This window comes from Rhabdaerophilum calidifontis (genome assembly GCF_008641065.1).
GTDB classification, from domain to species: Bacteria; Pseudomonadota; Alphaproteobacteria; order Rhizobiales; family Beijerinckiaceae; genus Rhabdaerophilum; species Rhabdaerophilum calidifontis.
Genome location: NZ_VTRS01000006.1, coordinates 19,150 through 33,268, shown reverse-complemented (window position 1 = coordinate 33,268; position 14,119 = coordinate 19,150). Strand labels below are relative to the sequence as shown.

The 14,119-nt window shown below is 68.5% G+C and carries 11 protein-coding genes and 1 tRNA gene; 4 read left to right on the top strand and 8 right to left on the bottom strand.

The window, feature by feature from the left end; translation table 11 throughout:
- Positions 1-64: 64 nt before the first annotated feature.
- The 8 genes from polA to aroA all read right to left on the bottom strand — a co-directional run bounded on the left by polA (position 65) and on the right by aroA (position 11,156).
- Positions 65-3,040 carry a DNA polymerase I gene (polA, locus tag FWJ24_RS10635; RefSeq protein ID WP_150287813.1) on the bottom strand — a complete coding sequence of 992 codons (2,976 nt, stop codon included), beginning with the start codon at positions 3,038-3,040 and terminating at the stop codon, positions 65-67.
- Positions 3,041-3,099: 59 nt separating this feature from the next.
- Positions 3,100-5,085, bottom strand: a complete 1,986-nt coding sequence (locus tag FWJ24_RS10630; RefSeq protein ID WP_150287812.1) for a methyl-accepting chemotaxis protein — start codon at positions 5,083-5,085, stop codon at positions 3,100-3,102.
- A 227-nt stretch (positions 5,086-5,312) separates the two neighbouring features.
- On the bottom strand, positions 5,313-7,004 hold the full coding sequence (rpsA, locus tag FWJ24_RS10625) for a 30S ribosomal protein S1 (protein WP_150287811.1): 1,692 nt from the start codon (positions 7,002-7,004) through the stop codon (positions 5,313-5,315).
- A gap of 324 nt (positions 7,005-7,328) precedes the next feature.
- Complete coding sequence (locus FWJ24_RS10620) at positions 7,329-7,799, bottom strand: GNAT family N-acetyltransferase (RefSeq protein ID WP_150287810.1); 471 nt, start codon at positions 7,797-7,799, stop codon at positions 7,329-7,331.
- Between the two features lie 11 nt (positions 7,800-7,810).
- Positions 7,811-8,377, bottom strand: a complete 567-nt coding sequence (locus FWJ24_RS10615) for a helix-turn-helix domain-containing protein (protein ID WP_150287809.1) — start codon at positions 8,375-8,377, stop codon at positions 7,811-7,813.
- Positions 8,378-8,414: 37 nt separating this feature from the next.
- Entirely contained in the window at positions 8,415-9,107 is a 693-nt protein-coding gene (locus FWJ24_RS10610; protein WP_150287808.1) for a nitroreductase family protein, read from the bottom strand.
- A gap of 22 nt (positions 9,108-9,129) precedes the next feature.
- Positions 9,130-9,774 (bottom strand): (d)CMP kinase, encoded by a 645-nt coding sequence (locus FWJ24_RS10605; protein WP_150287807.1) that lies wholly within the window; start codon positions 9,772-9,774, stop codon positions 9,130-9,132.
- Entirely contained in the window at positions 9,771-11,156 is a 1,386-nt protein-coding gene (gene aroA, locus FWJ24_RS10600) for a 3-phosphoshikimate 1-carboxyvinyltransferase (RefSeq protein WP_150287806.1), read from the bottom strand. Before aroA ends, FWJ24_RS10605 begins: the two co-directional genes overlap by 4 nt.
- Before the next feature lie 188 nt (positions 11,157-11,344).
- On the opposite strand from aroA, the gene FWJ24_RS10595 reads away from it, so the two are divergent.
- The 4 genes from FWJ24_RS10595 to leuC all read left to right on the top strand — a co-directional run bounded on the left by FWJ24_RS10595 (position 11,345) and on the right by leuC (position 14,118).
- Positions 11,345-11,722, top strand: a complete 378-nt coding sequence (locus FWJ24_RS10595) for a TIGR02300 family protein (RefSeq protein WP_150287805.1) — start codon at positions 11,345-11,347, stop codon at positions 11,720-11,722.
- A gap of 135 nt (positions 11,723-11,857) precedes the next feature.
- Positions 11,858-11,933, top strand: a tRNA-Ala gene (locus FWJ24_RS10590).
- 249 nt (positions 11,934-12,182) lie between these two features.
- A complete protein-coding gene (gene aroQ, locus FWJ24_RS10585; RefSeq protein ID WP_150287804.1) occupies positions 12,183-12,635 on the top strand; it encodes a type II 3-dehydroquinate dehydratase in 453 nt (150 codons plus the stop codon).
- Positions 12,636-12,714: 79 nt separating this feature from the next.
- Positions 12,715-14,118, top strand: a complete 1,404-nt coding sequence (leuC, locus tag FWJ24_RS10580; RefSeq protein WP_150287803.1) for a 3-isopropylmalate dehydratase large subunit — start codon at positions 12,715-12,717, stop codon at positions 14,116-14,118.
- Position 14,119 lies beyond the last annotated feature (1 nt).

Below are 14,119 nucleotides of genomic sequence, written 5' to 3'. Positions count from 1 at the left end.
GGCGCCCGCCTCCCGTCTCGACGGCTTGCCCGCCCATGAGCGGCATCGCCCGACCGGAAATGTCTTAATGCGCCTCGTCCCAGTTCTTCGCCGCGCGCGCGTCCACCTTCAGCGGCACCCTGAGCTGGACGAAGGGAAGCGGCGCCGCCTCCATCACCCGCGCGATGACCGGGATCGCCGCCTCCGCCTCGCCCTCGGGCGCTTCGAAGACGAGTTCGTCATGGACCTGGAGCAGCATTCCCACCGATGACAGGCCCGCAGCGGCGAGCGCGGCGTCCATCCGCATCATCGCCCGGCGGATGATGTCCGCCGCCGAGCCCTGGATCGGCGCGTTGATGGCGGCGCGCTCCATGAAGGCGCGCTCGGCCGGGTTCTTCGAATCGATCTGCGGATAATGGCACTTGCGGCCGAAGATCGTCTCGACATGGCCCTCTGCCCGCACCCGGGCCTTCATCGCCTCCATGTAATCGCGGATGCCGGGGAAGCGCTCGAAATACTTCCGGATATAGGCGCCGGCCTCCTCGCGCGGAATGGAGAGCTGGTTCGCGAGGCCGAAGGCCGAGATGCCGTAGATGATGCCGAAATTGATCGCCTTGGCGCGCCGGCGGATCTCGCTCGTCATTTCCGCGAGCGGCACGTTGAACATCTCGCTCGCGGTCATGGCATGGATGTCCACCCCATCCGCAAACGCCTGCCGGAGCTGCGGGATCTCGGCGATATGGGCGAGGATGCGCAACTCGATCTGCGAATAATCCGCCGAGATCAGCACCTTGCCGGGCTCCGCCACGAAGGCCGTGCGGATCTTGCGCCCCATCTCGTTGCGCACCGGAATGTTCTGGAGATTGGGCTCGGAGGAGGAGAGCCGCCCCGTGGTGGTGGCGGCCAGCGCGAAGGAGGTGTGGACGCGCCCGGTCTTCGGGTTCACATAGCCGGGCAACGCGTCGGTATAGGTGGATTTGAGCTTCTGCATCTGCCGCCATTCGAGCAGGCGGGCGGGAAGTTCGTAACCCTCGGCCGCGAGATCCTCCAGCACATCGGCGCCGGTCGACCAGGCGCCGGTCGCGGTCTTCTTGGCGCCCGGCAGCCCCATCTTGCCGAACAGGATGTCGCCGAGCTGTTTCGGCGAGCCGAGATTGAAGCTCTCGCCGGCCAGGGCGTGGATATCCGCCTCGAGCCGTGCCATGCCTTGGGCGAATTCTCCCGAGAGCCGGGAGAGAATCTGGCGGTCGATCGCGATGCCGCGTGCCTCCATGCGCGCCAGGCAATCGACCATGCCGCGTTCGAGCCCCTCATAGACCTCCACCATACCCTCGGCGACGAGGCGCGGCTTCAGCGCCAGCCACAGCCGGAGCGTGATATCGGCATCCTCGGCGGCGTAGGCGGCGGCCTTGTCGAGGCTCACGAAATCGAAGGTCACCTGGGCCTTGCCCTTGCCGGCGACCTCCGAGAACGGGATCGGGCGGTGATGGAGGTGGAGCGCGGAGAGTTCGTCCATGCCATGGCCGTTGCGGCCGGCATCGAGCACGTAGGAGATCAGCATCGTATCGTCGATCGGCGCGATGTCGATGCCGTGCCGGCGCATGACGATCAGGTCGTATTTCAGGTTCTGCCCGATCTTGAGAACCGAACCATCCTCCAGCAGCGGCCTGAGCGCCGCGAGTGCCGCGTCGATCGGGATCTGGTCCGGCAAAAGCCCGGCATCGAACAGCCCCTCGCCGCTCCGGTGCTGGAGCGGCACATAGGCGGCGCGGCCCGGTTCCAGCGCCAGCGAGAAGCCGACGAGGTCCGCCTGCATCGCATCGAGCGAATTGGTCTCGGTGTCGAAGGCGACGATCCCGTGCTCGCGCGCCGCCGCGATCCAGGCCTCGAGCGTCGCGGGATCGCGGATCGTCTCGTAGGCCTCGAACCGCACCGGCATCGCGCGCAGCGCCGCGAGCCGGCCGGCGGCGAGCGCCGCCGGTCCGGTTCCGCCCGCCGGCACGGGCTCCGGCTGCACCGCGCCCGGTTCCGCGGCCGGCGGCGGCGCCGCGGCCGGGCCGCCACCGCCCTTCGCGTGGACGGGATCGGGCTCGATCTGCTCGGCATCGACGCCGTAAAGCTCCGCCACGCGGTTGGTGAGCGTCTTGAATTCCATCGCCTTGAGAAAGGCCACCGCCCGCGCCGCGTCGGGCGGATGCGCGACAAGGTCTTCGAGCGGCGTCGCGATCGGCACGTCGCGGACGAGCGTGACGAGCCTGCGCGACAGGCGCACCTTCTCCACAACGGCGGGGTCCGTCAGCGTCTCGCGCCGCTTCGGCTGCCGGATCTCGGCGGCGCGGGCGAGCAGCGTTTCGAGATCGCCGTATTCCGCGATAAGCTGGGCGGCAGTCTTGACCCCGATCCCCGGCGCGCCGGGGATATTGTCGGTCGAATCGCCGGCGAGCGCCTGGACATCGACGACCTTCTCCGGCGGGACGCCGAAATAATCCCGGACTTCGGCCTCGCCGATCAGGCGCTCCTCGCGCTCGCCGGAGGCGGGGTCATACATCACGATGCCAGGACCGATGAGCTGCATCAGGTCCTTGTCCGCCGAAACGATGGTGACCTCCGCGCCCGCCTCGACCGCCTCCTTCGCATAGGTGGCGATCAGGTCGTCCGCCTCGTAGGTGTCCTGCTCGATCGGCACATAGCCGAAGGCGCGCACCGCCGCGCGCATCAGCGGGAATTGCGGGACGAGATCCTCCGGCGGCTCGGAACGGTTGGCCTTGTATTCGGGGTAGAGCGCCTTGCGGAAGGAATTCTCGCTCTTGTCGAAGATCATCGCGAGATGCGACGCCGTCCGGCCGCGCACGCCCTCGCGGATGAATTGGATGAGCTTGGTCGCGAAGATGCGCACCGCGCCGGTGGGCAGGCGGTCCGACCGGTAATTGTAGCGTGAATCCTGCCGGATCGACTGAAAATAGGCGCGGAACACGAAGGAGGACCCGTCGATCAGCATGACGTGATCGCCGGGGCCGGGCTTGCGGGGCGGGAGGGTTCTGCTGACGGACCGGGTGCTCATGGGGCGGTTATAGGCCGAAGCCGGTGCCGCGTCAGCCCGGCGCCGGCGTTTCTCCCGCCTCAGGCCGCGCTTCGCGCCGCCTCCAGCAGCACCTGCGCGCGCTGCGCCACCAACCGAGCGCTGCCCGTGACCTCGCGCGCGGATTCGGTCGCCCGCGCGACGGCAGCCGCGAGGCTTTCGATCTCGCGCGCCACCTGCCCGGTATCCTGCGCGGCCTGCTCGAGCCGGCCCTCGATGCGCGCCGTCTCCTCGCTCTGATTGCGGACGACGGTCGCGATCTCGGCGTTGCGGGCGCTGACATCGCGCACCGCCTCGCCGACCGTGTCGATGGCGGCGACGCAGCCATCGACCTGCTGACGCACTGCGGCAATCTCGCTGGCGATGGTCTCGGTCGCGCGCGCGGTCTGCCCGGACAGCGACTTGACCTCCGCGGCCACGACCGCGAAGCCCCGGCCCGCAGAACCGGCCCGCGCCGCCTCGATCGTGGCGTTGAGGGCCAGGAGATTGGTCTGGGCAGCAATCGACTGGATCAGATCGACAACGCCCATGATCGAGGTCGCCGCGGCTGCGAGCCGATCCACCGCCGCGCGCGCCGAGGCCACGCGGTCGGCGGCGACACGGGTGATCCGCTCGGTCTGTTCGCCGGCACGGGCGATCTCGGAGGCATCCCGCGTGAGATGCGCGCTGGCGACGACGACCGCGGACAGCCCCTCATCGATCCGCGCCGTGCGGCCGCTCGCCTCCTCGGTGCGGCCGGCGATCTCCTCCGAGACGCGGGCAAGATCGTCGGCGCGGGTCTCGATCGCCCCGATCGCCTCGAGCGTGCCGGCGAGCCCGTCGCGCGACAAGCGCTCGAACTCGGCGATCGACGCCTCCAGGATCCGGCGCCGCTCGGCATTCTCGGCGGCCTCGCGGGCGCGGGCGGCCTCGAGTTCGGCGCGCCGACGCAGGGAGGCGCGGAAGGTCTCGACGCTGGTGGCGATGGCATGCACGACATCGAGGCGCGAGCGGTCCTCGACGACAACGTCGAGTTCGCCCTCCGCCATCGCCCGCATCGCCTCCGACAGCGCCGAGATCGGCCGCACGAAGCCACGGGCGATGGCGCGCGCCACCCCGAGGAGCACGCAGAGCGTGAACACGAGGCCGACCCCCAGCCCGACCATGATCCAGCGGGCATTGACCGCCGCGAGCGCGCGGGCGGCATCGACATCCGCGCGCGCCGCGACACGCTGCGCTGCCGCCTCGCGATTCGCCTCGGTCGCGGCCGCGCGCAGGGCCTCGTCGGCCACGCGGATCGCCTCGGCCGAAGCGCGATATTGCATCGTGATCTCGTAGAGACGGGCACGCGGCCCGTCGCTGCCGCGGAACATCGCCCGCGTCGAATGCCCGGCGGCGCGGATCGCTGCCTCCATCGCCTCGGCGCGATCGGCGAAGGCGGAGAGCGCGACCAGCGCGGCATCGAGCTTCGCCGGGTCGCGGCTCTGGGCGCCATCGGCGCTGAGCCGGATGATCTGCCGCGCCTGTTCCTCGAACGGTTCCGTCAGGGCGCGCAGCGCCTCCTCGGGAAGCGCCTGGACGCGCGCCGAAAGCTGCGTGGCCATCTGATTGAAATCGACGATCGCCGGCAGCAGCAATTCCTGCGCCTCAAGAATGCGCCAGTTCGCCACGAGCGTCTTCTCGCCGGCCACGCGCAGGCTCGCGACCTGGGCGGGGAAGACGGCGCCGAACTCGGGATGCAGGGCGCCGAACGCCTCGCCGGCCCGGTTCAGCCGCCCGAACGGGCCATCGAGCGCACCGGCGAAATCCGACCGCGCCGCCATGCCGGAATCGAGCCGCGCGCGGTCGATCCCGCCCAGGGCCAGGCTCAGTTCGTCGGCATAGGCGGTCGCCGCCTCGAGCCGCGCCAGCGCCGGGCCGATCGTCTCGACGGAAGCGACCATGCGGTCCGTCAGCAGGGCGATGCCGAGCGATACCGCCAGACTGACGGCGACCATGCCGGCCAGGACCAGCCGCGAGATATTCCTGAGGGACACATTCTTGCGCATGCGACTCGTTCTGAGCAATTCAGTTGTGTGTGCGGATATCGTCCCGAACCCCACGCAGATACATGAATTTGCGAGTCTAACATCAGGTTAAGACCAGAACTCGATAATTGAATTCAATATATATTAGCCGTCGAAATGTATTTCAGTTTAGCCGCCTCTTGAAAGAAAAAGGGCGCCTTGCGGCGCCCTTCCGTTCTTAACTTTTGACATCCCCGATCTAGGACGATTTACTTGCTCTTCTTGAGCGCCGCGCCGAGAATGTCGCCCAATGTCGCGCCGGAATCGGCCGAGCCATATTGCGCCATGGCCTCCTTCTCCTCCGCCATTTCCAGCGCCTTGATCGAGACCTGGACCTTGCGGGCCTTCTTGTCGAACAGGATCACGCGGGCGTCGAACTTCTCGCCGGCGGCGAAACGGTCCGGCCGCTGATCCATGCGGTCGCGCGCGAGTTCGGAGCGCTTGATGAAGGTGGTGAGATCCGAACCGACGATCTTCACCTCGAGGCCGCCATCCTTCACCTCGAGCACCTCGCAGGTGACGACGCCGCCCTTGCGGATCGCATCGCCGGCATCGGCGAAGGGATCGCCCGCGACCTGCTTGATTCCGAGCGAGATACGCTCCTTCTCGACATCGACATCGAGCACCACGGCGCGGACGACATCGCCCTTCTTGAATTCGTCGATGACCTGCTCACCGGGGCGGTTCCAGTCGAGATCCGAGAGATGGACCATGCCGTCGACATCGCCCTCGAGCCCGACGAAGAGGCCGAATTCGGTCTTGTTCTTGACCTCGCCCTCGACGACCGAGCCGATCGGATGCCGCTCGACGAAGCTCTCCCACGGATTGGCGAGCGTCTGCTTGAGCCCGAGCGAGATGCGGCGCTTGACCGGATCGACTTCGAGCACCTGCACCTCGACCTCCTGGCTGGTCGAGAGGATCTTGCCGGGATGGACGTTCTTCTTGGTCCAGCTCATCTCGGAGACGTGGATCAGGCCCTCGATCCCCGGTTCCAGCTCCACGAAGGCGCCGTAATCGGTGATGTTGGTGACGCGGCCGGTGAACTTGCCCTCGACCGGATATTTCGCCTCGATGCCCTCCCAGGGATTGCCCTGGAGCTGCTTCATGCCGAGCGAGATTCGGTGGGTTTCCTGGTTGATCTTGATGATCTTGACCTTCACGGTCTGGCCGACGGTCAGCACCTCGGTCGGGTGGTTGACGCGGCGCCAGGCGATGTCGGTCACGTGCAGCAGGCCGTCGATGCCGCCGAGATCGACGAACGCACCGTAATCGGTGATGTTCTTGACCACGCCGTCGATGATCTGACCTTCCTCGAGATTCGAGACCAGTTCCTGGCGCTGGCCGGCGCGGGTCTCCTCGAGCACCGTGCGGCGCGAGACGACGATGTTGCCGCGGCGGCGATCCATTTTCAGGATCTCGAAGGGCTGCGGAACGCCCATCAGCGGGCCGATGTCGCGGATCGGACGGATATCGACCTGCGAGCGCGGCAGGAAGGCGACCGCGCCGTCGAGATCGACGGTGTAGCCGCCCTTGACCTGGTTGAAGATGGTGCCCGAGACCTTCTCCTTGTTCTCGAAGGCCTTCTCAAGCTTGACCCAGCTCTCCTCGCGCCGCGCCTTGTCGCGGCTGATCACCGCCTCGCCCATCGCGTTCTCGACGCGCTCGAGATAAACCTCGACGACATCGCCGACCTTGAGCACCTGATCCTTGTTCGGACCGGCGAATTCCTTGAGCGCGACGCGGCCTTCCGTCTTGAGGCCGATATCGATGACGGCGACATCCTTCTCGATCGCGACGACCTTGCCGGCGATCACCGAGCCCTCGGCGGTATCCGCCTGGAGGAAGGATTCTTCGAGAAGCGCCGCGAAATCCTCACGGCTGGGGTTGAAGTTGGGGGTCATCAAAACTCCGAAAGCGCCCCGTTTCCAGGGCATTGGCGCCGGCATTCATGGTTGGGGTCGCTCCGAGTCGCCGGCCATCCCCCAGTTTCCGGGAGATGCGGCCCCTGCGGGCTGCCAGCGCGGTCAAACCGGCGCATCGGAACGTTCGTCTCCCCGCGACACCCGCCGGAAAGGCCGGAGGCACGCGGATTGTGCTGGCGCCTAGCAAAAAACACGGGAAGCGGCAAGCAAAACCGGGCAAAAACCGGGTTCCGCCCGGCATCTCGGCATCTCCCGCGTCATTCCGGGCGTTGGGGCAGCCTCACGCGCCCCGCAGATCCAGCATCATGGCAGATCCAGCATCATGAAGGTGGAGTTGTGGTCGGCGCGATAGCCCTCGAACGGGGCGCATTCGACGAAACCATGCCGGGCATAGAGCGCGCGTGCGGGTTTGAAATACTCGAAGGATCCGGTCTCGAGATAGAGCCGCGCCAGCCCGGCCGCCCGCGCCTCGGCGATGAGATGGCGGAGCATGGCGCTCGCGACGCCACGGCGCCGGGCGGCATCGACGGTACGCATCGACTTGATCTCCCCTGCTGCGTCGGCAAGGCGCTTCAACGCCCCCATGCCGAGCAGGGCCTCGCCTTCCCAGAGCGTGAAGAAGGCGAGTTCGGGCGCCTGCATCGCCGCGAGATCGAGCACATGCGCCGAGCCGGCCGGCGTCACGGCGCGGTTCTCCGTGTAATGGCGCTCGAGGAGCGCGACGACGCGCGGATCGGCGAAATCGCCGGGCTTGATCTTGAAGGAAGCGGACATCCGGATCGGCCTCACACCAGGACAAGGATATAATGCGCGCCGCTCTCCGGCGGGGTGCGGAACCGGCTCGCGCCCGCGAGGCGGAAGCGCAGGCAATCGCCCGCCGCCAGGCAATGGGACACGCCGTCGACCTGCATCTCGAGCGCGCCGGCGAGCAGGAACAGGTGATGTTCGAGATCGGCGCGCGGGGCCCGGTCATAGGTGATCTCGCGCCCCGGCTCGATCCGGCATTCGAGCATCTCGGCGCGCAATTCCGGCGCCGGCGGGGAGATCGACCGGCGGTGGAAGCCAAGCGCGGCATCGACATAGACCGGCTGCTCCGCGCGCGTCACCAGCGGCGCGAATTGTGCTTCCGCGAGATGGATGATGCGGGTCAGCGTCAGCCCATAGGCCGCCGCGATGCGGGCCAGCACCTGGGTGGTGGGGCTGGTCTCGCCCTTCTCGAGCCGCGCCAGGCTTGCGCGGCTGACGCCCGAACGCGCCGCAAGCTCATCCAGCGACCAGCCGCGCTCCGCCCGGAGGACGCCAAGCCGCCCGGCGATCCGCTCCTGTAGAAGGGCCTGTTCGTCTTCTCTCATACTTGAGAGATATTCTCATAAATGAGAAACGTCAACTTCACTCCGGGGCTTCCAGAAAGCTGGCGATCTCGGCGAGCGGCTTCTTCTCCAGGGCGTGACGGGGAATTGTGGCATCCGGCGCGGGATAGCCGGTGACGAGCAGAAGATAGGGCTTCTCGCTCGCGGGCCGGCCGCACAGGGTGTTGAGAAAGCCCATCGGGCTCGGCGTATGGGTCAGCGTCGCGAGCCCGGCCTGATGCAGGGCGGCGATCAGGAATCCGGCGGCGATCGACACCGATTCCGGCACGTAATAATTCTTGCGCAGCACACCATCGGCGCTCACCGAGGCGCGGGCGCCGAAGATCGCGATCAGCCAGGGCGCGGTTTCAAGGAAAGGCTTGGATGGATCGGTGCCGAGCGGCTTCAGCGCCGCGAGCCAATCCTCGCCGGCCTTGCCGGCGTAGAAGGCGCGTTCCTCCGCCTCGGCCGCGGCACGGATACGCGATTTCAGCGCGGGGTCGCTGATGGCGGCGAAATGCCAGGGCTGGTGGTTGGCGCCGTTGGGCGCGGTGCCGGCGGCGCGCAGGCAGGTCTCGATCAGCGCGCGCGGCACGGGGCGCGGCGCGAATGCACGCACGCTATGCCGGCGGGCGATCATCGCGCGGAAGGCCTCCGCGCGTTCGAGCATCTCCGCCGGCGGATATTCCACGTAATCGGGCAGCGGAACCGGTTCGAAATCCCGTGTCGTCATGCGGCCCTCCCGGCGCGGCGCTTCAGCCGCGCAGGTTAGCGGCCTCCGGGCAGGCGGCAAGCACCGCGCGCAGGGCGGCCGCGAAGGCGGCCTCGACATCCATGGCGCTGGTATCGATGCGGACGGCATCCGCCGCAATCGCCATATTGGGGGCGTCGCGCGCGTCGCGCGCCATGAGATCGGCGAGGATGCCGGCCTCGGAGACCGGCTCGCCGCGCGCGGTAAGCTCGCGATAGCGACGGCCGGCGCGGATCGCGACATCGGCGTCGATCCACAGCTTCGCCGGCGCGAAAGGCGCGATTACCGTGCCGATATCGCGGCCGTCGAGCACCGCGCCGCCGGGCTGGCGCGCGAAATCCTGCTGGAAGCTGCGCAGGGCCTCGCGCACCGGGCCGAAGCGGGCGACCCGGCTCGCGGCCTCGCCGGCCGCCCGCTCCCGCAGACGGGGATCGTCGAGCCAGCCTGCCTCGAAGCCGCGCGCGGCGGCGGCGGCATGACCGGCATCGTCCAGGTCGCGCCCCGCATCGCGCAGCCGCTGGCCGACGGCCCGGTAGAGCAGGCCGGTATCGAGCACCGGCAGGCCGAAATGCGCGCCGAGCCGCGTCGCCAGCGTGCCCTTGCCCGAAGCCGCGGGACCGTCGACCGCGATGACGAGCGCGCGGCTCACGCGAAATTTCCGCCGAGCCGCGTCATCAGCGGCAGGAAATCCGGGAAGCTCGTGGCGATGAAGGCGGTATCGTCGACCGCAACCGGGGCATCGGCGGCGAGCCCCATCACCAGGAAGCTCATCGCGATGCGGTGGTCCATATGCGTGCGCACCAGGCCGCCGCCCCGGCGCGCGCCGGCAAGCCCGCCGACGACAAGATCGTCGCCCTCGATGCGATGCGCGATCCCGTTGGCCGCGAGCCCGTCGGCAACCGCCTGGAGACGATCGGATTCCTTGACACGCAGCTCCTGGAGCCCGTTCATCCGCGTCTCGCCCGCGGCGAAGGCGGCCGCGACGGCGAGGATCGGATATTCGTCGATCATCGAGGGCGCGCGCTCGGCGGGAACATCGACGCCCCTGAGATCGGAATGGCGCACCCGCAGATCGGCGACGATCTCCCCGCCTTCCTCGCGCCGGTCGAGTTCGACGATATCGCCGCCCATCTCGCGCAGCGTGGTGATCAGCCCCGTGCGCAGCGGGTTCATCATCACCGCGCGCACCACGATCTCGGAGCCCGGCACGATCAGCGCCGCGACGATCGGGAAGGCGGCCGAGGATGGATCGGCCGGGACGCGGATCGGTTGCGGCACGAGTTCCGGCCGCCCCTTGAGCACGACGCGCCGGCCATGCGCGCCGAAGGGCTCGCTCCGCACCTCGGCGCCGAAGAAGGCGAGCATCTTCTCGGTATGGTCGCGGCTCGCCTCGCGCTCGATCACCACGGTCTCGCCCGGCGCGTTGAGGCCGCAGAACAGAACGGCGGACTTGATCTGCGCGGAGGCGACCGGCGTCTCGTAGGTGATCGGGATGCAATCGCGCGCGCCGCGGATCGTGAGCGGCATGCGCTCGCCGGCCGCAACGTCGAGCACCTCGACGCCCATGCGCCGCAGCGGATCGAGAATGCGGCCCATCGGCCGCTTGCGCAGCGAGGCATCGCCATCAAACCGCGCGGTGATCGGGTGGCCGCCGATCACGCCCATCATCAGCCGCGAGCCGGTGCCGGCATTGCCGAAATCGAGCGGGGCCTCCGGTTCGAGCAAGGTGCCGATGCCGAGCCCGCGCACGCGCCATTCGCCGGGGGCGAGATGATCGACCGTGGCGCCGAGCGCGCGGGCGGCCGCGGCGGTGCGCAGCACGTCCTCGCCCTCGAGCAGCCCCGAGACCCGCGTCTCACCGACGCTGAGCAGCCCGAAGATCAGCGCGCGATGCGAAATGGACTTATCCCCCGGAACGATGATCGTGCCGGAAAGCGCCGCAGCACGCCCGGCGCGCAGCGGCCGGGGCGGCGTGGAAGCATGCTGCGCGGAAGGCGCCGCGGAGGGGCGGGGTTCTGCTGCGTGGGTCATCTCGAACCATCCTCGCGGCGCGGCTCTCGCCGGAGAAGCGCCGCCGGGAACCGGGGAGTTTTGCTGCTCGGCCCCGACGAGCATTGACAAAGGGTATGCCGGGCCACTAACGGGCTTCACCCCGAGTTTGCAAGTGGAACTTTGCGCCGAGCCGAGCCGCCGGTGCCCATCTCGACAGGAACGCGACATTGGCCAAGCCAGATCTCGGCACGAAGCGCATCTGCCCGGTTACCGGCAAGAAATTCTACGATCTGGGCCGCGACCCGATCGTTTCGCCCTATACGGGGCAGAGCTATCCGCGCAGCTATTTCGATCCGCTGCTCAAGGCGGCGAAGCCAGTCGAGGCGGACGAGGACGAGACCGAGATCGACGAGGCCGTCGGCGCCGACATCGTCCCGCTCGAAGAAGCCGACCAGGCCGATGAAACCAAGGTTGTCGCCGGCGCGGACGACATCGATATCGCGGATGACGAGGACGACACCTTCCTCGCTGCCGAGGAGGACGAGGATGACGGCGATGTCGCCGGCCTGATCGACGGCGAGATCGAGGAAGACGAAGAGGGCTGACCCATGCGCCGGCGCTCGCAGCCGCCGGTGTGACCATGCCGGCGCTTTCCTCTTGCGGACCGGTTTCTCTTGTGACATTAACCGCGCCTCCGGTCACCAGCGACCGGCGGCGGAGTTCTCGGCTCCGGCCGAAGTGGGGCTATAGCTCAGCTGGGAGAGCGCTTGAATGGCATTCAAGAGGTCAGCGGTTCGATCCCGCTTAGCTCCACCAAATCCTTCTCCGCAGAACGTTGAACTGGTCTCTTCGCGGGCTGCATGTGGCGCCGGGCACCCGCCGCAGGATTGCGCGGCGGCAGCGGGCATGCGAAACATGGTTCCGTACTGACGCGAAACCTGCCCGCTCTGCGCTAGTCCCTGCGCCAGCATCCGGGCCTCGGCCAATCCGGTGTCCGGCAGCCCCTGACAAGAACCGCCCTGACAAGACCAGAACCGAAGCCCGCCATCTCCCCCAAGGTCCCCGATGTCCGCGCCGCTCGTCCTTATTCTCAACGGCCCGAACCTCAATCTGCTCGGCAAGCGCCAGCCCGAAATCTACGGCCGCGAGACCATGGCCGATGTCGAGGCCAGCTGCCGCGCGCTGGCGACCGCCTTGGGGCTCGACCTGCGCTTCCATCAATCGAACCGCGAATACGAGCTGATCGACTGGATCCACGAGGCACGCGAGACCGCGCGGGGCATCGTGATCAATCCCGGCGGGCTGACCCATACCTCGGTCTCGCTCCTCGACGCGCTCAACGCCTTCGAGGGCCGGGTCGTTGAGGTGCATGTCTCGCAGATCCACAAGCGTGAGGCGTTCCGCCATCATTCCTATGTCTCCCACCGCGCCGATGCCGTGATCGCCGGCGCCGGAACCCAGGGCTACGAACTTGCGCTGCGGCGCATCGCCCGCCTGCTCGGCGCCAAGGACGCCTGAGCGGGGCTGGCGCGATCGCCCACACCGCCCTATCGTCCCGGTGGACGATGCGCATCATTGCGGGCCACCGCGGCGGATCATGACAGCGAAACCGAGAACCCTGTTCGACAAGCTCTGGGACGCGCATGTGATCGTCACCCGCGAGGATGGCGAGGCGCTGCTCTGGATCGACCGGCATTTCGTCCATGAGGGCTCCCATCACGCCTTCCGCGCGCTCGACGGCAGGGGGCTGCCGCTCGCCGAGCCGGGCCTCACCTTCGGCATCGCCGATCATTACGTGCCGACGCGCGGCCGGCCGCATATCCCGGACCCGGAAATCGCGGGGATGGTCTCGCGTCTGGCCGACAATGCCGGGCGGCACGGCTTCCGGCTGTTCGGGCTCGACGATCCCGCGCAGGGCATCGTCCATGTCGTGGGGCCCGAGCAGGGGCTCACCCTGCCGGGGCTGACCATCGTCTGCGGCGACAGCCACACCTCGACCCATGGCGCGTTCGGCGCCTTCGCCTTCGGGATCGGCGCCTCGGAGGTCGCACATGTGCTGATGACGCAGACGCTCTGGCAGCGCAAGCCGAAGCGGATGCGGGCGTGGTTCGACGGGCGCCCCGGCCCGCATGTCGCGGCGAAGGACCTCGCCCTCCATCTCATCCGCACCATCGGCGCCGACGGCGCACGCGGGCATGCGCTCGAATATGCCGGCGCGGCGATCGCGGCGCTGTCGATGGAAAGCCGGCTGACATTGTGCAACATGGGCATTGAGGCCGGCGCGCGCCTCGCCCTCGTCGCGCCCGACGAGACCACCTTCGCCTATCTGCGCGGCCGGCCCTTTGCGCCCGAGGGCGCGGCGCTGGAGGCGGCGATCGCCGAATGGCGCGGACTCGCGAGCGACCCGGACGCCGCCTTCGACCGCGAGGTGACGATCGACGCCGCCGCGATCGCGCCGACCGTCACCTGGGGCGTCAGTCCCGAGGACGCGCTGCCGATCGATGCCGCGGTGCCCGATCCGGCGGCGGCCGGGAGCGCCGCCCGTGCGGATTACCTGCGCGCCGCGCTCACCTATATGGGCCTCGCACCGGGGCAGCGGCTCGAGGATATCCGGATCGACCGCGCCTTCATCGGTTCCTGCACCAATGCGCGGATCGAGGATCTGCGCGCCGCGGCCGCCGTGCTCCGGGGGCGGCGCGCGCGGGTGCCGGGGCTCGTCTCGCCCGGCTCGTCGCTGGTGCGGCGGCAGGCGGAAGCCGAAGGGCTCGACCGCGTCTTCATCGAAGCCGGCTTCGTCTGGGGCGAATCCGGCTGCTCGATGTGCGTGGGGATGAACGGTGACACGGTCGGCGCCGGCGAACGCTGCGCCTCGACCACCAACCGCAATTTTCGCGGCCGCCAGGGCAAGGATGCCCGCACGCATATCATGTCCCCGGCCATGGTCGCGGCGGCGGCCGTGACGGGGCGTCTCACCGATGTCCGCGCGCTGGGGGAGGCGTGAG

Excerpts from the sequence above, each read along its gene's own strand:
- leuC (WP_150287803.1), top strand. The coding sequence starts at position 12,715 with ATGACAGCGAAACCGAGAACCCTGTTCGACAAGCTCTGGGACGCGCAT.
- FWJ24_RS10615 (WP_150287809.1), bottom strand. The coding sequence starts at position 8,377 with ATGAGAGAAGACGAACAGGCCCTTCTACAGGAGCGGATCGCCGGGCGG.
- polA (WP_150287813.1), bottom strand. The coding sequence starts at position 3,040 with ATGAGCACCCGGTCCGTCAGCAGAACCCTCCCGCCCCGCAAGCCCGGC.
- FWJ24_RS10620 (WP_150287810.1), bottom strand. The coding sequence starts at position 7,799 with ATGTCCGCTTCCTTCAAGATCAAGCCCGGCGATTTCGCCGATCCGCGC.
- FWJ24_RS10610 (WP_150287808.1), bottom strand. The coding sequence starts at position 9,107 with ATGACGACACGGGATTTCGAACCGGTTCCGCTGCCCGATTACGTGGAA.
- rpsA (WP_150287811.1), bottom strand. The coding sequence starts at position 7,004 with ATGACCCCCAACTTCAACCCCAGCCGTGAGGATTTCGCGGCGCTTCTC.
- FWJ24_RS10630 (WP_150287812.1), bottom strand. The coding sequence starts at position 5,085 with ATGCGCAAGAATGTGTCCCTCAGGAATATCTCGCGGCTGGTCCTGGCC.
- aroA (WP_150287806.1), bottom strand. The coding sequence starts at position 11,156 with ATGACCCACGCAGCAGAACCCCGCCCCTCCGCGGCGCCTTCCGCGCAG.
- aroQ (WP_150287804.1), top strand. The coding sequence starts at position 12,183 with ATGTCCGCGCCGCTCGTCCTTATTCTCAACGGCCCGAACCTCAATCTG.